The sequence below is a fragment of the Streptomyces sp. 12E genome (genome assembly GCF_055633275.1).
Window position 1 is genome coordinate 1,209,896 of record NZ_JBVNCJ010000001.1, and the last position, 18,026, is coordinate 1,227,921.

Here is an 18,026-nt window from a genome sequence, read left to right on the forward strand (position 1 = left end):
CCGTCCCGTGACGGCCACCAGGACAACCAACGCGGCGGCGAGGCCCGCCGCCCTACCGGAGACCGGTGAGATGGAGACAACGCTGCGAGGCGTCGGCGTCAGCCACGGTGTGGCGATCGGCGAGGTACGGCACATGGGTACGGCGGTGCTCGAACCGCCGGCCAAGCAGATCCCGGCGGAAGAGGCGGAGCGCGAACAAGGGCGTGCCCGCAAGGCCGTGGAGGCGGTCGCCGCCGATCTGACGGCGCGCGGCAACCTCGCCGGGGGCGAGGCCCAGGCGGTTCTCGAGGCGCAGGCCATGATGGCTCAGGACCCCGAGCTGATGGTCGACGTGGAGCGGCGCATCGCCGTCGGCAGCACCGCTGAGCGCGCGGTGTACGACGCGTTCGCCGCGTACCGCGAGCTGCTCGCGAACGCCGGTGAGTATCTGGCGGGCCGCGTGGCCGACCTCGACGACGTGCGGAACCGTATCGTCGCGCGGCTGCTCGGGGTGCCGATGCCGGGTGTGCCGGACAGCGACGAACCGTACGTCCTCGTGGCCCGTGATCTCGCGCCGGCGGACACGGCGCTGCTCGACCCGACGTTGGTGCTCGGCTTCGTGACCGAGGAGGGCGGCCCCACCAGCCACAGCGCGATCCTGGCCCGCGCTCTCGGTGTCCCGGCCGTGGTCGCCCTGCCGGGGGCCGGTGAACTCACCGAGGGCACGCTGATAGCGGTCGACGGCAGCACCGGCGAGATCTTCGTGAACCCGAGCGACGAGAAGAAGGCTCGGCTCGAGGAGGCGGCGGCCGAGCGCAAGGCGGCGCTGGCCGCGTCGACCGGGCCCGGCGCGACCGCCGACGGTCACAAGGTGCCGCTGCTGGCCAACATCGGCGGCCCGGCTGATGTGGCGGCCGCCGTGGAGGCGGGCGCGGAGGGCGTCGGTCTCTTCCGTACCGAGTTCCTGTTCCTGGACGACGACAAGAAGGCTCCTTCCGAGGAGAAGCAGGTCGCGGCCTACCGTCAGGTGCTCGAGGCGTTCCCCGAGGGCCGTGTCGTGGTGCGGGTGCTGGACGCGGGCGCGGACAAACCGCTGGACTTCCTGACTCCGGCGGACGAGCCGAACCCGGCGCTGGGCGTGCGCGGTCTGCGGACACTGCTCGACCACCCCGAGGTGCTGCGTACGCAGCTGACGGCGCTGGCCAAGGCCGCCGAGGGGCTGCCCGTCCACCTCGAGGTCATGGCCCCGATGGTGGCGGACCGGGCCGATGCCAAGGCTTTCGCGGACGCGTGCCGGGAGGCGGGGCTGCGGGCGAAGTTCGGTGCGATGGTCGAGATCCCGTCGGCCGCGCTGCGGGCGCGTTCGGTGCTGCAGGAGGTGGAGTTCCTGTCGCTGGGCACGAACGACCTCGCGCAGTACACGTTCGCCGCGGACCGTCAGGTGGGTGCGGTGTCCCGGCTGCAGGACCCGTGGCAGCCCGCGCTGCTCGACCTGGTGGCGTTGTCCGCCGAGGCTGCGAAGGCCGAGGGCAAGAGCTGCGGTGTCTGCGGTGAGGCTGCTTCCGACCCGCTGCTCGCGTGTGTGCTGACCGGTCTGGGTGTCACCTCTCTCTCCATGGGTGCGGCGTCCATTCCGTATGTACGGGCGTCGCTGGCGAAGTTCACGCTGGCGCAGTGTGAGCGGGCCGCGGCGGCGGCCCGGGCGGCGGACAGCGCCGCGGATGCCCGTGACGCCGCTCAGGCGGTGCTGTCGGGCGAGTAGCCGGACCGGGCCGGTCGGCGATCGGTGTCCCCCGGGGGCGCTCCACTTGGAGGTGGGGCGCCCCTCGGGCGTTTCCGGCTCAGTGGCGGTGGGCCGGGCCCGGCCCTTCACCGAGGTCGGGTGGCTCGCAGTAGTCGACGTTGGACTCCGGGGAGATCAGCTCCCCGGACTCGGCGTCGGTGCAGTAGGCGTCGAAGACCTCGCCGGCGGTGAGGGGTTCGAGGCCGTGGGCGCGCAGCCGCCAGCCGTGGACACGGTCGGGGCTGCCGGATTTGCTGGTCCGCATGACCAGTCCGCCGGGGTTCCCGGTGGCGAGGCCGACGGCCAGGACCGTGGTGAACTCGAGGGCTTCGGACTCGTCGAGTTCCGTGCGGCCGGCGATGTCGTCGGCGTGCAGGACGGCGACGAGCGCTTCGGGTGGTCCGGAGACGCTGCACACGAGGTGCCGGTCGCCGGGTGGGGCCGTGTCGAGGATGCGGACGAGGAGGTGCGAGGCGCGGGTGAAAGCGGCGCGGCCGAGGTCCTCGCCGCACGAGGCGCAGGTGCCGGTGCAGGCGAGGAGCGTGGCCGCGTACTCCCAGGTGGCCTGACGTACGGCCTCGTCGACGAGGCCGGGCAGGAGGTCGGCCAGTGGACGGCCGTCGTAGGGGACTGTGGGGCCGGTGGCGGCGAGTGCGGCCGTGAACTGTGCGCGGCTGGTGTGGCTGTCGGGGTCGAGGCCCGTTTCCGCGCAGTACTCGGCGTAGTCCTCGGGGTCGAAGAGGGCCACCGTGGTGTGGCTGCCCTGCAGTGCGCGCGTCCTGAGGACGGCTTCGATGTGTTTGAGGTAGGTGGTGTGGTCGTCGAAGACGAAACTGTCGTAGCGCCGCATGGCGCGGAAGTCGTGCTCGTCGGCCAGCAGGCCGATGGTGCCCGCGACTTCGCGGTGCAGGACGCGTCGCATGGTTCGGTGGTCGGTGTACGCCATGTCTCCCCCTGTGCACAGTCGATCAATGCTCACTCACAGTAATCGCCGGCACTGACAACGGTGCCCGGCCGGGTGGGCCGGAGGGGGAGTCGGTCTTCTCCGCGAGGTGGATCAGGCGCGCTTGCGGGCGAGTTCCTCGTAGAAGGCGAGCAGGTCGAGGTTGTCGATGGATCCCGGGTTGACCGCTTTCTCCAGTGGGGCCCCCTGGAGGAGACGCTTGACCGGGACCTCGATGCGTTTGCCGGTGAGGGTGTGCGGGACGCCGGGTACCTCGATGATCTCGTCGGGGACGTGACGCGGTGACAGGTGTTCGCGGATGGTCTCCCTGATGCGCCCGCGCAGGTCCTCGTCGAGGGCGGAGCCGGGTGCCAGGTGGACGAACAGGGGCATCCAGTAGCCGCCGTCGGGTTGTTCGACGCCGATGACGAGGGATTCCCTGATCTCGGGGAGGCGTTCCACGGCTTCGTAGATGTCGGCCGATCCCATGCGGACGCCCTGGCGGTTGAGCGTGGAGTCGGAGCGGCCGTGGATGACGACGGAGCCCCTGGAGGTGATGGTGATCCAGTCGCCGTGCCGCCAGACGCCGGGGTAGGTGTCGAAGTAGCTGTCGTGGTAGCGGGTGCCGTCGGGGTCGTTCCAGAAGTGGATCGGCATGGAGGGCATCGGGTTGGTGACCACGAGTTCGCCGACCTCGTCGGTCAGGGGCTTGCCGCTGGGGTCCCAGGACTGCAGGTCCGTGCCCAGGCCGGGGGCCTGGAGCTCGCCGATGTGGACGGGGAGGGTCGGTACGGCTCCGGCGAAGCAGGAGCAGACGTCCGTCCCGCCGCTGACGGAGGCGATCCACAGGTCGGCTCCGTTCTCGGCGAACTCGTCGTGCAGCCAGCGGAAGCCGTCGGGGGGCAGGGGGGAGCCGGTGGTCGCGACGCACTTCACCGCGGAGAGGTCGAAGTCGCGCGAGGGGTGCACGCCGGCCTTGCGGCACGCCATGACGTAGGCGGCGGAGGTGCCGTAGAGGGTGGCGCCGGTGCGTTCGGCGATGCGCCACTGGGCGCCTGTGTCCGGGTGGCCGGGGCTGCCGTCGTACAGGACGATCGTCGTTCCGGTCAGGAGGCCGGAGACGAGGAAGTTCCACATCATCCAGCCGGTGGAGGTGTACCAGAAGAAGCGGTCCTCGGGGCCCAGGTCGCAGTGGAGCCCGAGCTGCTTGAGGTGCTCGACGAGGATGCCGCCCTGGGACTGGACGATCGCCTTGGGCAGTCCGGTGGTGCCGGAGGAGTAGAGCACCCACAGCGGGTGGCCGAAGGGCACCGGTTCGAAGACCGGTTCGGTGTCGGCTGCGGTGAGCGCGGACCAGTCCAGTGCGCCGTCGGGGGCCTCGGTGCCGAGCAGGGGGATGTGTACGACGGCGCGCAGGGTGGGCAGTTCACGGCGTAGTTCGGCGACGACGTCGCGGCGGTCGTGTTCCTTTCCGCCGTAGCGGTAGCCGTCGACGGTGAACAGGACGACGGGTTCCACCTGCTGGAAGCGGTCGAGGACGCTGCGGGCGCCGAAGTCGGGTGCGCAGGAGGTCCACACGCCGCCCACGGCCGCCGTGGCGAGGAGGGCGACGACGGCCTGCGGGATGTTCGGCAGGTATCCGCTGACCCGGTCTCCGGGACGTACGCCGAGGGAGCGCAGTCCGGCCGCCAGGGAACCGACCTGGCGGCGCAGCTCGGCCCAGGTGACGGGGCGCGGGTCATGGGTTTCGTCGACGTACAGCAGGGCCGCTTCGTCCGCGCGGGAGGCGGCGGCGCGCAGCGCGTGTTCGGCGTAGTTCAGCGTGGCCCCGGGGAACCACTGGGCGCCGGGCATCGTGCGGTCGCCCAGCACGCGCGCGCAGGGGGTCGAGAAGCGGACGTCGAACCACTCGGTGACCGCTTTCCAGAAGGTGTCCAGCTCGTCCACGGACCAGCGGTGGAGCGCCGCGTAGCCGCCCTCGGCGGGGGCGCCGTGGTGTTCGGCGGCCCACGTCTGGAAGGCGGTGATCCGTGCCTGGGCGATCTGTTCCCGGCTCGGCTGCCAGAGCGGCTGGGGGTTCACGGTCGACATGGGGCGGCTCCCGGACTGTGCGCGTCGTGTGCGTCCTCCGCGCACGGGCTGGGGTGTGCGCGTGACGCGGCTGACAGGGACGATGCCATGTGATCGACTTCCGCACCAGGGCATCCCCCACATGGTCCGTGTCATGAGGATGTGCTCCGATCACAGGTGAACGGCAGTTGAACGACCCGCACGGTGGGTGTGCGCGATGGCAGGGTGAGCAACATGGACGGTCGTGACCTGGTGCGTTCGGTGAAATCGGTCGGTTCGGTGGGGGCGGCTCAGGGGTTGCGTACCGTACGAGCAGCGTGGCGCAGGCGGCGTGCCGACGCCACCGGGCTGCCGCCGCGGGGGCCGGTGCGGGCGCGGGTTCCCGGGGCCGTGCGGGAGGTGGAGCCGGGGCTCGGTGGCGGGCTGGTCAGGTTCGGCCGCTCGGAGTTGCGGATCTTCGTGGCGGTGAACGGTGCGGTCTTCTGGGGCTGGGACGGGGCTGCTCCGGAGCCGTCGTACGCGCTGGCCGACCGCTGTCCCGATCCGGATCCGCGGGCCGCGCTGGAGCCGGACAAGGACGGTGGCTGGCGGGTGGTGGCCGAGCGGGTGACGGTGGTGGTCTCGCGGCACGGCGCGGTGGAGGTGCTCACCCCGGGAGGTGTGATGCTTCGGCGCGATCTGCCGCCGCGGTGGTGGGAGCCGGTGGGCGGTGGCGCCGCGCGCTGGAGGCAGCGGTCCGAGGTGCCGGCCGACGCGCGTTTCTTCGGGCTCGGGGGGCGTGCTCCGGGTCCCCGGCTGCGGGACGGCGCGTACCGGCTGTGGAACGCCGCACCCGGTCGTGCCGTCGGTCTCGGCGACGATCCGCCGTCCTTGACGATGCCGGTGCAGATGGTGGTGGCCGACGCGGGCACGCATCTGGTGTTCTACGACAACCCGTGGGACGGCACCGTGGTGCTGCGGGAGGGTGAGGAGGGCGCCGGTTCCGGACACGACCGGGCCGGGACGAGCGAGCTGCGCATGGACGGTGGTCCGCTGCGCTGCTGGGTGATGGTGGGTGCTCCCGCGCGGGTGCTGCTCGCCTGGGCCTCCCTCACCGGTGCGCCGGCGCTGCCGCCCGCGTGGGCGTTCGGCCACCATCACGCGCGAGGGGCTTTCGGTGACGAGGAGGAGGTGCGGCGGATCGTCGAGGGGTACCGGGAGCACGGGCTGCCGCTCGACGCCGTGCACCTCGGCGTCGAGCACTTCGATGCCCGTCAGGTGTTCACCGTGGACCAGGAGCGCTTCCCCAAGCTGCCGGTTCTCGCGGACGAGCTGCGACGCGAGGGGATCAGGCTGGTGTCGGTCGTCGGTCCGGCGGTGGGTGTGGCACCCGGCGCCACCGTGTACGACGAGGGGGTGGAGCGGGACGCGTTCGTCCGGGACGCCTCCGGGGAGGTCGTGGAAGGGGTCGGGTGGTCCGGGGAGGCGGTCTTTCCGGACTTCACGCACGCGCGCGTGCGTGCGTGGTGGGGTGGCTTGTACACGGAACGGCTGGCACAGGGGTTCACGGGCTTCTGGCACAGCATGGACGAGCCGACGTCCTTCACGGCCTTCGGCGAGCCGACGCTGCCGCGGTCGGCGCGCCACGCGCTGGACGGGCGCGGAGGTGATCATCGCGAGGCGCACAACGTGTACGGGCTGTGCATGGCCCGGGCGGCGTACGAGGGTCTGCGGGAGCGGACCCCCCGGGAACGGCCCCTCGTGTTCTCGCGTTCCGGGTGGGCCGGTATGCAGCGTCACGGCGGGGCGTGGTCGGGCGAGGTGATGACGGGGTGGTCCGGGTTGCGGGCGGCGCTGTCGCTGGTGCTGGGGCTGGGCCTGTGCGGTGTTCCCTGCGCGGGCCCGGACGCCGGCGGCCTCGACGGGGAGGCGTCGCCCGAGCTGTATCTGCGCGGGCTCCAGTTGGGGGCCCATCTTCCGTTCTTCCGCACCCGTGCCGGTGCGCGTGCGGGCCGGGGTGAGCCGTGGGAGGCCGGCGCGGAGGTGCTCGGGCATGCGCGCGTGGTGTTCGCCGGACGCCGGCGGCTGCTGCCGTACTTCGTGACGCTGGCGCACCTGGCCCGGCGTACCGGGGCGCCGTACGTGCGCCCCTTGTGGTGGTCGGCGCCCGAGGAGCGCGCGTTGCGCGACTGCGAGGACGCCTTTCTGCTCGGCGACTGCCTGCTGGTGGCGCCGGTGCTCGCGCCGGGCGTGGAGCGGCGGGCCGTCCAGCTGCCGCGCGGGCGGTGGTACGACACGGCGACGGAACGGGCGTACGACGGGCCGGCCCGGGTGTGGGTCGACGCGCCGCTGGGGCGGATTCCGGTGTTCGCACGCGGGGGCGCCGTTCTTCCGGTGCTGGGGGAGGACGGTGGCCCGGAGCTGGAGGTGTGGGCACCGGCCCGAGGGCGGACCGGGGGCGGGCTGGTCGTGCCGGATGCCGGCGAGGGGTGGGGGGAACCGGAGGTCGAGCGTTACACGGTGCGGTGGTCGGGCCCGCGGGTCGTCGTCGGGCGGGAGGGCGAGGACGGCGACGTGGAGCCGTCCTGCCCGGTGCGCGTCCGCGGGGTGGGCACGGGCGGGGGTCAGATGTAGCGGCCCTCGAACCAGGCCCGTGCGGCCAGGGTGTGCAGGGGGAAAGCGAGTTCCTCCGGGCGGCGCAGCAGGCGGCGCTCCCCGGTCTCGTCGGTGGCGGTGAAGGGCGGCAGGTCTTCCGCGGGGCGTTCCGGGAGGAGCCCGAACAGCAGCAGGTGTCCGTCGGGCGAGCTCATGGCGTCGGCGAGCCGTACGTCGCGGCTCGCCGCGTCGATGCCGGTCTCCTCCCCGAGTTCGCGGACGACGGCCTGACGCCAGTCCTCCCGGTCGTCGATGTAGCCGCCGGGCAGGGCCGTGCGCCCGCGCGCGGGCGCGATGGTGCGGGTGATGACGACGAGACCGGTGCCCTGCGTGTCGTACACGGGCTGGAGGGCGACCGCGACCGGCAGCGGGTTGCGGTAGGCGACGGTGCCGCAGGAAGAGCAGGTACGGGGCCAGCCGGAGACGCCCCCTCCGAAGGCAGCGCCGCAGCTCGAACAGTGGGAGTCCGGTGCGGAGTTGGGAGCCGTGGCATGGGTTTCGGACACGCGCGGACTGTATCCGATCACGGTGGGGGCGTCGCCGGGGGCCGGTCAGTTGTGGCCGGTGAGCGACCTCCGGGACACCGGAAAGTCGAAGTAGGTGTCCGGGTGGGCCTCCGGTGTGAAGGTGTAGTGCCACCATTCCTCGGCGAGGTTCACGAAGCCGAGGTCCTCCAGGGTGCTCTTGAGGAGCAGCCGGTTGGCGCGCTGTTCGCCCCGGACGCGCGGGTCGAGGGTGTGGCTGAGGGTGTCGAAGCAGTCGTAGCCGGTGCCCATGTCGACGGAGGTGTCGGGGAACCGCTCGTCCTCGGGGGCGAAGCAGGGGGTGAGGGGCTGTCCCGGGTGGTAGGGCCGTGTCGGCTTCGTGGGGATTTCCACTAGGGTGAGGTCCACGGTCGAGCCACGGCTGTGGCCGGATTTCTCCGCGATGTAGCCGTCGGCGAACAACCGGGTCTTGTCGACGTCCGGGTAGAACTCGGCCTTCATCCTCTGGTCGTCGAGGTCCTCGGCCCAGCGCACGAAGTGGTCCACCGCGCGCTGTGGCCGGTAACAGTCGTACACCTTCAGGGAGTAGCCCTGGCGCGACAGCTTCCGCTGCGCCGTGCGGAGGGCCTCGGCGGCGGGGCGGGTGAGGATGCACAGCGGCTGCCGGTAGCCGTCGATGGGCTCGCCGACGAAGTTGTGCGGGGTGAAGTAACGGATCTCCTGGATGATCGTCGGGTCCACGCTGTTCAGCGCCACGAAGTCACGGGGCGCCCTGGGTTCGGGCTTCGCCTGGGCGGTGGCGGAGGCGGCGGTCACGGCGAGCAGGGCGGCGACGGCGGTCAGAGCGCGTACCGCGGGGGAGAGTCGTGTCATGTCCCCTGCGTCTATCAGGAGTCGGCTCCTCCGGGGAAGGGTCCCTCCTGCGGCACGGCCCACTCCCCCGCGGACGATTCGGCTGCGACGGCACGCTCGTCACGGACGCCGGACGGGGCGCGGGTCCTCCCCGCCTCCGGCTGAAGTCGCCCCGGGAAGCGCACCCTGCACGCGAGGTCCGGGGCGGATCATCCCGGGCCGGGCCCAGGAGCCGCCACGAGCAACGCAGCCATAGGCGTCGGGGAGATCATCGGTAGCGCGATCCTGATCCTGTTCGGCGCCGGTGCGGTCGCCGCCGTCGTGCTCGACCGCTCGAAGGCGAAGGGCGCCGGCCGGGTCGTCATCGCGTCGGGCCGGGGTTTCGGCGTGATGGCCGGGGCGTACACCGCCGCCCCGCCGTCCGGCGGCCGTCTCGACCCGGCGGTCGCCCTCGGGATCGCCGTCGACACCCGGGGGCGGGCTCACGTCCGCGTCCGCGCCGCCGGGCAGACGGCCGGCGTGATGCCGGGCGCCGTGTCGTGCCGACTGGTCCGCTACGCGCGGTTCCAGGCCAACGCCGAGGAGGGCATCGCCCGGTCGGCGCCCGGGATCTCCTCCACGACCCCGGCGATCCGCGAGCCCGTCGCGAACCTCGTCACCGAGATCATCTCGGCCATGGGTCTGGTGCCGCCGATCCTGGCCTTCGGCCTCACCGAGGGGCTGGGCGAGCCGGGCACGACGGTCCTGATCGTCTCGTTCACGGTGGTCGGCATCGGACTGTCGCTCGGCGGCCCCACGGGTACGCCGTCGACCCGGCCCGCGCGTCGTGCGCACGCTGCTCCCGATTCCCCACGAGGGTGACGGCTGACCACGCGCGTGGTGCGTCGTCCTCCGGACCCCCGGCCCGGGCTCCGGTCGGTGGGGGCCCGGGCCGCGGACCTGCCGCCGTTCTCAGGTGCCGACCGTCTGGCGTCGCTGCGCGGCCTGGGCCATGGCGTGCTGGACGACGCCGACGAGGACCTCCTTGACCGATTCGCGGTCCCGCGCGTCGCACATCAGCAGCGGTACGTGGTCGTCGAGGTCGAGCGCGCGGCGGACGTCGTCGGCCGGGTAGCGCGCCGCTCCGTCGAAGCGGTTGACGCCGACGAGGAACGGGATGGCCCGCCGCTCGAAGTAGTCGATGGCCGCGAAACAGTCCTCCAGGCGCCGGGTGTCGGCGAGGACGACGGCTCCGAGGGCGCCCTCGGACAGCTCGTCCCACATGAACCAGAACCGCTCCTGTCCGGGCGTGCCGAAGAGGTACAGCACCAGGTCCTCGCGGAGCGTGATGCGGCCGAAGTCCATGGCCACGGTGGTGGTGTTCTTGGCCTCCACACCGGAGGTGTCGTCGACCGGGCGCCCGGCCTCGGTGAGGAGTTCCTCGGTGCGCAGCGGTCTGATCTCGCTGACCGCGCCGACGAGCGTGGTCTTGCCCACGCCGAAGCCGCCGGCCACCAGGATCTTGAGCGTGACGGGCTCGACCGGGGGCTTGCCGCGCTCAGAACGCCCGAAGATCATCGATCTCTTCTCCTGCTTGATGGGGGTCGGGCGGCGGGCCGTATCCCCCGCCGCCGGGGGTTTCGACGACGAGTACGTCGCCGGGTCCGACGTCCGCCGAGTCGCTTCCGGCGAGCCGGACGACCGTGCCGTCCGCCCGTTCGATCCGGTGGGCGCCCGACGCGCCGGGTTCGCCTCCGGCCATGCCGTACGGAGGGACCCTGCGGTGCTGGGACAGCGTGGAGACCGTCATGGGCTCCAGGAAGCGGATGCGGCGCACGGCTCCGTCCCCGCCGCGCCACCGTCCGGCGCCGCCGCTGCCGCGGCGCACCGCGAACCCCTCGAGGCGGACGGGCAGCCGCCACTCCAGGATCTCCGGGTCGGTGAGCCGGGAGTTGGTCATGTGGGTCTGTACGACGGATGCTCCGGGGAAGCCGTCTCCGGCGCCCGAGCCTGAGGCGACGGTCTCGTAGTACTGGTGACGGGCGTTGCCGAAGGTGATGTTGTTCATGGTGCCGGAGCCCTCCGCCTGGACGCCCAGGGCCGCGTACAGGGCGCCGGTGATGGCCTGGGAGGTCTCCACATTGCCCGCGACGACGGCGGCCGGCGGCTCGGGAGCCAGCATGGAGCCCGGCGGCACGGTGATGTCCAGCGGTCGCAGGCAGCCGTCGTTGAGCGGGATGTCGTCGGCGACCAGGGTGCGGAAGACGTACAGGACCGCCGCGTTGACGACGGAGCGGGGGGCGTTGAAGTTGGTGGGCAGCTGGGCGGAGGTGCCGGTGAAGTCGATGGCCGCGCGGCGGTTCTCGCGGTCCACGCGGACGCGCACGCCGATGACGGCGCCCGAGTCGGTCTCGTAGGCGTACGCACCGTCGTCGAGGGCGTCGATGACGCGGCGCACCGCCTCTTCGGCGTTGTCCTGGACGTGCTTCATGTAGGCCTGGACGACGTCGAGGCCGAAGTCCTCGATCATGCGGCCGACCTCGTCGACGCCCTTGCGGTTGGCGGCGATCTGGGCGCGCAGGTCGGCGAGGTTGGTCTCCGGGTTGCGGGAGGGGTGGGGGGCCTCGGTGAGGAGACGGAGGGTCTCCTCCTCGCGGAAACGGCCGTTCTCGGTGAGCAGCCAGTTGTCGAAGAGGACACCCTCCTCGTCGATGGTGCGGCTGTCGGCCGGCATGGAGCCCGGGGCGATGCCGCCGATCTCGGCGTGGTGGCCGCGTGAGGCGACGTAGAAGAGGACCTTCCGGTCACTGTCCGTGCCGTCGGTGGGCTCGGTGCCGAAGACCGGAGTGATGACGGTGACGTCGGGCAGGTGGGTGCCGCCGTGGTACGGGTCGTTGACGGCGTAGGTGTCCCCGGGGCGCATGGCCGGGCCGCGCCGCCGGATGACCTCTTTGACGCTCGTACCCATCGAGCCCAGGTGGACGGGGATGTGCGGGGCGTTGGCCACCAGGTTTCCGTCGGGGTCGAAGAGGGCGCAGGAGAAGTCCAGTCGTTCCTTGATGTTGACGGACTGAGCGGTGGACTCGAGGCGGGCGCCCATCTGTTCGGCGATGGACACGAAGAGGTTGTTGAAGACCTCGAGCAGCACGGGGTCGGCTTCTGTGCCGACTCGGGAACTCTGTGTGACCGCGACGCGTTCCAGGACCAGATGCCCCCCGTCGGTCGCCGCGGCCCGCCAGCCCTCGTCGACGACGGTCGTCGCTCCGGACTCGGTGATGATCGCGGGTCCGGTGACGGTTTCGCCGGGGGGAAGGTCCTCGCGGCGGCGGAGGGGTGCGTCGCGCCAGGTGCCGCCGGTGTGGAGGCGGACGGTCCGCGGGGTCTCGCCGCGGTGTCGGACAGTGCTTTCGCGGGGAGCGAGGGCGGAGAGATCGGGGGGTTCGGTGATGCCGGTGGCCTCGACGGAGAGGGCTTCGACGACGATCGGACGGTCGAGCGTGAAGGAGTACGTGGCGCGATGACGTTCCTCGAAGGCGTGCCGCATCGTGCCGGGCTCGGTCAGCTCGACGGTGAGGGTGGTGTCGGTGCCGTCGTAGCGGAGCTGGGCGCGGCGGGTGACCTCGATGCGTTCCTCGGGGACGTCCTCGGCGAGGAGTTCCGCGCGGGCCGCCGCTTCGAGGTCGTCGGCGGTCTGGTGGACGCCGGGCATGGAGGACGGCTCCAGGGAGACCTCGACGGAGCGCTCCCGCATGGCCGTGGTGTCGGCGAGGCCGATGCCGAGCGCGGACAGGACGCCTGCCATGGGCGGGACGAGGACGGTGCGGATGCCGAGGGAGTCGGCGACCATGCACGCGTGCTGTCCCCCCGCTCCGCCGAAGGTGGTGAGGGTGTACCGAGTGATGTCGTGGCCCTTTTGCACGGAGATCCGCTTCACCGCGCCGGCGATGTTGGCGACGGCGATCCTCAGATAGCCCTCGGCGACCTGCTCGGGGGTGCGGTCGTCGCCGGTCTGCTCGTGGATCTCGTCGGCGAGGGCGGTGAAGCGGTCGCGGACGAGCGCGTCGTCGAGGGGCCGGCCGCCGTCCGGGCCGAACACCGTGGGGAAGTGGGCGGGCTGGATACGGCCGAGCATGACGTTGGCGTCGGTGACCGTGAGCGGGCCCCCGCGCCGGTAGCAGGCGGGGCCCGGGTCGGCGCCCGCCGAGTCCGGCCCCACGCGGTAGCGGGAGCCGTCGAAGTGGAGGACCGAGCCGCCGCCGGCGGCGACGGTGTGGATGTCCAGCATGGGCGCACGCAGCCGGACCCCGGCGATCTGCGTGGTGAAGACGCGTTCGTACTCGCCCGCGTAGTGCGAGACGTCGGTGGAGGTGCCGCCCATGTCGAAGCCGATGACGCGGTCGAAGCCGGCGAGCTGCGACATGCGGGCCATGCCGACGATGCCGCCGGCCGGCCCGGACAGGACGGCGTCCTTGCCGCGGAACCGGCCGGCTTCGGTGAGGCCGCCGTTGGACTGCATGAACATCAGCCGTACGCCGTCGAGTTCGTCGGCGACATGGCGGACGTAGCGGTGCAGCACGGGCGAGAGGTAGGCGTCGACGACGGCGGTGTCGCCGCGCGGGACGAGCTTCATCAGAGGACTGACCTCGCTGGACAGCGAGATCTGCGGGAAGCCGATGCGGGCGGCGAGTTCCCCGATCGCTTGCTCGTGGGCGGGGTGGAGATGGCTGTGCACGCAGACCACGGCGACGGCTCGGATGCCGTCGTCGTACGCCCGTCGCAGCGGTCCGGTGAGGGCGTCCAGGTCGGGGGCGCGCAGGACGGTGCCGTCGGCGGCGATGCGTTCGTCCACCTCGACGACCCGTTCGTGCAGCAGCTCGGGCAGGTCGATACGGCGGGCGAAGATGTGCGGGCGGTTCTGGTAGGCGATGCGCAGCGCGTCGCGGAAGCCGCGGGTGACGACCAGCAGGGTCCGTTCGCCCGTGCGCTCGAGGAGGGCGTTGGTGGCGACGGTGGTCCCCATGCGTACGGCGTCGACGGGGGCGTCGGATCCGGCCAGCAGTTCGCGGACGCCCACGACCGCCGCGTCGGTGCCGTGTGTCCTCCGGCTCCCGCGGTGCCGGGTGTGTTCCGGAGCCGGGTTGTCGGACAGCACCTTGCACATCAGCAGCCGGCCGTCGGGGCGCCTCGCGACGATGTCGGTGAAGGTGCCGCCTCGGTCGACCCAGAACTGCCAGCCTGTCACGTCGGTATCCCGCTTCCGCGCCGGTCACAGCGCCCGGAGGCCGTTGATCACGTCGCGCAGAATACTCTCGTCCGGCAGCTCGGCCGGGGGTACCGGCCGGTTCACATGGACGAATTCCGATTCCACGAGATCTCCGACGAGGACCCGGACCACTCCGATCGGCAGATCGAGTTCGGCGGAGAGTTCGGCGACAGTCTGCGAGGTGTCGCGGCACAGTTCGACGATGTCCACGTGTTCCGGGGAGAGCGTGGGGTCGGCCTCCGGATCGTCCGCGTGCGGCTCCGTGACGACCACCGCGATCAGGTCGAGGCGGTGCTGGGCCGCACTGGTGGTGCGGCCCCGCGTCATGGCGTACGGACGGACGACCGGTCCAGCCTCGTCGTCGAACCAGTGGCTTCCACCCTGACCGTCAGCACTCATGTCATCCCACTACCCGCCCGAGGGCAGATCGGTGCGCGGAGCGGCGCCCAGATGCACACCCACCCGCTTCACGAGGAGCGTCATCTCGTAGGCGACCTGTCCGACGTCCGAGTCGGCGTCCGCGAGGACGGCGAGGCAGCTCCCGTCGCCGGCGGCGGTGACGAAGAGGAACGCCTCGTCGAGTTCGACGACGGTCTGGCGGACGTCGCCGACCTCGAAGTGGCGGCCCACGCCCTTGGCGAGGCTGTGGAAGCCGGAGGCGACGGCGGCCAGATGCTCGCTGTCCTCACGGGTGAGGTCCTTCGACGCCCCTATGGGCAGGCCGTCGCCGGAGAGCACGATCGCCTTGCGGATGCTGGCGACGCGGTCCACCAGGTCGTCGAGGAGCCAGTTCAGCTCCCCCTTGTCGGTCGTGGTGTGGCCGGTGGCCCTCGGTGCGGTCATCGACCGTCCCCCTTTGTCGTTCGTCGTGGTGCTGTGCCGCTGTCGGCTTCGTCGCCGGCGGCGTTCTCCTCACGGCCGCGCTGCCAGCCGCGCTGGAGCGAGGCCATGCGGCTGCGGACTTCGTCGGCATCCCGTTCAACGGGCCGGGTCCTGTCCTCGTTCCGCCGTTCGGCACTGTGCTTGAGCTGCGGGGCGAGGCTGGCCTGCCGTACGCGCCGGGGCAGCGGTCCGGCGCCGGGCTGCGCGGCGCCGGTGTCCGTGCCGCCCGCGGCCGGCGAGGAATCGTCGGGGCCGCTCGCCGCGATGGCGGGGCGGCGGGTGCGCCGGGGAAGGCCTGCAGAGGGCTCCGGCCGGTCATCGCGCACGGGGCCGGAGGGTGCCGGGGGGGCGCTCCGGTCCCCGGTTCCGGTCCTGGGCCGGGAGGGAGCGGGGCCCCGTCGGCGGGCGGGCAGCGGAGGCAGCGAGTCCGCGTCCGGCCGTTCACGCTCGGCGTCGGAGGGGAGCCGTTCGGTGCGGCGGCGGGCCGGCAGCGGGGGGGCCGCTTCCGGATCGGGCCGGGTCGACGCGGCGGAAGTGTCCTCCTCGCCCGTGCGCCCCGCACGGGTGCGCGCGTCGCGGACCGGGCGTCCGTGGGAGCTGACCAGCTTGGGTGCTCCCCTGCGGGCCGGCGGAACCGGGGTGCTCCGGTCCTCTTCGACCGGGTCCGTGTCCTCCTGCGCGTCGGGGGTCTGCCGAGGGTGCTCGCGGCCGGACCGCTCCTCCTGGGCGCCGGTGCGGGAGCGGCGGGAGCGGAAGAGGCCGCCGCGCCGGCTGTCCTCGTCGTCCAGAGCGCCGGGAAAGTCGTCGAGCGCGTCCAGGTCGACGGGGGCTTCCAGTTCGACCGGTCCGTCCAGCAGCGAGGCGGGGAGCCGGGGCAGCTGTACGGGCACCTGGGGGAGCGCGGCGCGGCGGCTCTCCTCCGGTTCCCGGTCCTTGGCTCGCTGGGGGCGGTCCAGGCGGAAACCGACGCCGTTGGTGTCCGGAACGTCGTCCGTCAGCAGCGCCTCGGGGATGAAGACGACCGCAGTGGTGCCGCCGTACGGGGAGGGCTGCAGGGAGACCCTGACGTTCTGGCGCCGGGCGAGACGGCTGACCACGAACAGTCCGAGCCGGTCGGTGTCGGAGAGCTCGAACTCGGAGGTCTCGGCGAGCCTGAGATTGGCGTCCAGGAGGGCGTCGGCCGCCATGCCGAGCCCTCGGTCGTGGATCTCCAGGGTGAAACCGTTGGCCACACGCTCGCCGTGGACCTGGACGGCAGTGTGCGGTGGGGAGAACACCGTGGCGTTCTCCAGGAGTTCGGCCACGAGGTGGGTGAGGTCGGCGACGGCCGGACCGGTGACGGCGACCCGCGGCAGCCGCCGGACCTCGATGCGTTCGTAGTCCTCGACCTCGGCGACGGAGGCGCGTACGACGTCCATGAGCTGGACGGGCTTGCGCCACTGCCGGGAGGGCGCGGCACCGGAGAGGATCACCAGACCCTCGGCATGCCGGCGCATGCGGGTGGTGAGATGGTCCAGCCGGAACAGGTCGGCGAGTTCCTCGGTGTCCTCGGTCCTGCGTTCCATGGCGTCCAGCAGGGTGAGCTGCTTGTGCAGCAGAACCTGGCTGCGGCGGGCGAGGTTGACGAACACCTCGGAGACACCGGCGCGCAGTTCGGCCTGTTTGACGGCGGCCTCCACGGCGGCGCGCTGGAGGGTGTTGAGGGCCTGACCGACCTCCCCCATCTCGTTCTTGTCGTACTCCAGGCGCGGCACCTCGGTCTCGACGTCGACCTGTTCGCCCGCCGAGAGGCGGCGCATCACACTGGGCAGCCGCACGCCGGACGCCTCGTGGGCCTCCAGGCGCAGCTGCCGGAGATCCCGGACGAGTCCGCGGCCCACGCGTACGGAGAGGACGAGGGACACCAGGAGGGCCACCAGTCCGAGGACACCGGCGATGACGGCCTGGGTGATGACGCCCATGGCAACGGGACGGACGCGGTCCTGGTAGCGGTCGGCGGCCTGGTCGTTGAGGGTGCCGAGTTCGGAGAGCACTTTGCCGGCGGCGACGTCCCAGCTCTTGGCCGTGACCCCGCGGGGCGTCCCGGCGCCGGAGGAGACGGCTGCTTCCTCGCCCACGCGCAGTGGGGCGGACGCGGCGTTCTTCCAGAAGGCCTCGTAGCGGTCGCGCTCGGACGCGGGCAACTGCGGCAGGCCGGCGTCGTACATCAGGGTGCGCTGGGCCACGAGGCCGGAGATCTCCCGCACTTCGGCACGGGACAGCTTGCCGACGATCAGCGCGGAGCCGAGCAGGGCGTCCTCACGGGAGAGCAGTTCGCGGGCGCGGGCGAGACTGACAAGGGCGCGGTACTGCTTGTCAAGCTCGACGTCGTCGACCACATGCAGATTGGCCAGCAGGATGTAACACGGGTCGACCAGCCCGTTGTAGAGGTCGAAGGCCTGAGAACGGTTGACGGTGCCGTCCTCGACGCTGCGGCGCAGGGAGTCGATGCCCTCGAAGGAGTCGAGCACGGCGCTCAGTTCGCCGGAGTCCCCGTGCATGGCCTCGCGCACATCGGCGTTCGTCGCGCTCCTGCGGACGGCGGCGACGGCGGCGTCGGTGGCGGAACGACTGCGCCTCAGCGCGGCAAGGCCGTCGGAGGCACGGGGGTCGGCGAGATAGACGAGGGTCTGCCGACGCTCCTGCTGGAGGACGCGGACGGTGTCCTCGACGGGGTAGCCGATCTCCTCCATCACCGACGACACGTCGAACAGATGGCTTGCCTCACGGCCCGTGAGCACCGTGGTGAAGGCCCAGATCGTCGTCAGGGACAACAGCGGCACGAGAAGCAGCGCCACGATCTTCCGGCGGATGGAATTCCCGCGAAAGCGCATGGCCTCCCCCAGCTCGGCCCCCGAAAGACCGGGGGTACACATGTGCGTCAACAAACGGCGCGAGCCTACTACCGCGCCGGGATGAACTCTAAGAGCCGTCCGGAAGCTGTAGTGCGGTGCCAGGGACGGGAGGTGACGAGTTGTCCGGGCATTGTGGGAGATCGCCTCCCGAAATCAGGGGTGCGCCCCGCGGGCCGATCTCCCGGACGTACGAGGATGTTTGGCCGGTTTCTTTCCCGGTCGGGAATCTTCGCGACGTGCCGTTCGTCCTTCTGTGTGGGAA

The 18,026-nt window shown here is 71.9% G+C and carries 11 protein-coding genes and 1 pseudogene; 3 read left to right on the forward strand and 9 right to left on the reverse strand.

Annotation, left to right across the window (positions count from 1 at the left end):
* Window positions 1-70: 70 nt before the first annotated feature.
* The gene (gene ptsP, locus ACZ8ZB_RS05705) at window positions 71-1,741 is read left to right on the forward strand and encodes a phosphoenolpyruvate--protein phosphotransferase (protein WP_470736619.1); all 1,671 of its coding nucleotides are present in this window, start codon (window positions 71-73) and stop codon (window positions 1,739-1,741) included.
* A gap of 79 nt (window positions 1,742-1,820) precedes the next feature.
* On the opposite strand, the gene ACZ8ZB_RS05710 is transcribed toward ptsP, so the two are convergent.
* Together ACZ8ZB_RS05710 and ACZ8ZB_RS05715 are read right to left on the reverse strand one after the other, a co-directional pair.
* Window positions 1,821-2,708: a hypothetical protein gene (locus ACZ8ZB_RS05710; protein WP_470736620.1), complete on the reverse strand. Its 888-nt coding sequence runs from the start codon at window positions 2,706-2,708 to the stop codon at window positions 1,821-1,823.
* Window positions 2,709-2,819: 111 nt separating this feature from the next.
* Window positions 2,820-4,796: an acetoacetate--CoA ligase gene (locus ACZ8ZB_RS05715; protein ID WP_470736621.1), complete on the reverse strand. Its 1,977-nt coding sequence runs from the start codon at window positions 4,794-4,796 to the stop codon at window positions 2,820-2,822.
* Window positions 4,797-5,009: 213 nt separating this feature from the next.
* On the opposite strand from ACZ8ZB_RS05715, the gene ACZ8ZB_RS05720 reads away from it, so the two are divergent.
* Window positions 5,010-7,388 carry a glycoside hydrolase family 31 protein gene (locus ACZ8ZB_RS05720; protein WP_470736622.1) on the forward strand — a complete coding sequence of 793 codons (2,379 nt, stop codon included), beginning with the start codon at window positions 5,010-5,012 and terminating at the stop codon, window positions 7,386-7,388.
* Here ACZ8ZB_RS05720 and ACZ8ZB_RS05725 read toward each other — a convergent pair.
* Both ACZ8ZB_RS05725 and ACZ8ZB_RS05730 read right to left on the reverse strand, forming a co-directional pair.
* Entirely contained in the window at window positions 7,379-7,915 is a 537-nt protein-coding gene (locus tag ACZ8ZB_RS05725; protein WP_470736623.1) for an NUDIX domain-containing protein, read from the reverse strand. The two genes, ACZ8ZB_RS05720 and ACZ8ZB_RS05725, sit on opposite strands and share 10 nt — an antisense overlap.
* A gap of 45 nt (window positions 7,916-7,960) precedes the next feature.
* On the reverse strand, window positions 7,961-8,767 hold the full coding sequence (locus tag ACZ8ZB_RS05730; protein WP_470736624.1) for a M15 family metallopeptidase: 807 nt from the start codon (window positions 8,765-8,767) through the stop codon (window positions 7,961-7,963).
* A 231-nt stretch (window positions 8,768-8,998) separates the two neighbouring features.
* Here ACZ8ZB_RS05730 and ACZ8ZB_RS05735 point away from each other — a divergent pair.
* Window positions 8,999-9,605, forward strand: a pseudogene (locus tag ACZ8ZB_RS05735) (aquaporin); the annotation flags it as partial.
* Window positions 9,606-9,697: 92 nt separating this feature from the next.
* Here ACZ8ZB_RS05735 and ACZ8ZB_RS05740 read toward each other — a convergent pair.
* Genes ACZ8ZB_RS05740 through ACZ8ZB_RS05760 form a run of 5 tightly spaced genes read right to left on the reverse strand, consistent with a single transcriptional unit; the run spans window position 9,698 to window position 17,743 of the window.
* Window positions 9,698-10,303, reverse strand: a complete 606-nt coding sequence (locus ACZ8ZB_RS05740; RefSeq protein ID WP_470736625.1) for a GTP-binding protein — start codon at window positions 10,301-10,303, stop codon at window positions 9,698-9,700.
* Window positions 10,284-13,967, reverse strand: a complete 3,684-nt coding sequence (locus ACZ8ZB_RS05745) for a hydantoinase B/oxoprolinase family protein (protein ID WP_470736626.1) — start codon at window positions 13,965-13,967, stop codon at window positions 10,284-10,286. Before ACZ8ZB_RS05745 ends, ACZ8ZB_RS05740 begins: the two co-directional genes overlap by 20 nt.
* Before the next feature lie 24 nt (window positions 13,968-13,991).
* Window positions 13,992-14,387 carry a DUF742 domain-containing protein gene (locus ACZ8ZB_RS05750; protein ID WP_470736627.1) on the reverse strand — a complete coding sequence of 132 codons (396 nt, stop codon included), beginning with the start codon at window positions 14,385-14,387 and terminating at the stop codon, window positions 13,992-13,994.
* 9 nt (window positions 14,388-14,396) lie between these two features.
* Window positions 14,397-14,831 carry a roadblock/LC7 domain-containing protein gene (locus ACZ8ZB_RS05755; RefSeq protein WP_470736628.1) on the reverse strand — a complete coding sequence of 145 codons (435 nt, stop codon included), beginning with the start codon at window positions 14,829-14,831 and terminating at the stop codon, window positions 14,397-14,399.
* Window positions 14,828-17,743 carry a sensor histidine kinase gene (locus ACZ8ZB_RS05760; RefSeq protein WP_470736629.1) on the reverse strand — a complete coding sequence of 972 codons (2,916 nt, stop codon included), beginning with the start codon at window positions 17,741-17,743 and terminating at the stop codon, window positions 14,828-14,830. Before ACZ8ZB_RS05760 ends, ACZ8ZB_RS05755 begins: the two co-directional genes overlap by 4 nt.
* Window positions 17,744-18,026: the final 283 nt, after the last annotated feature.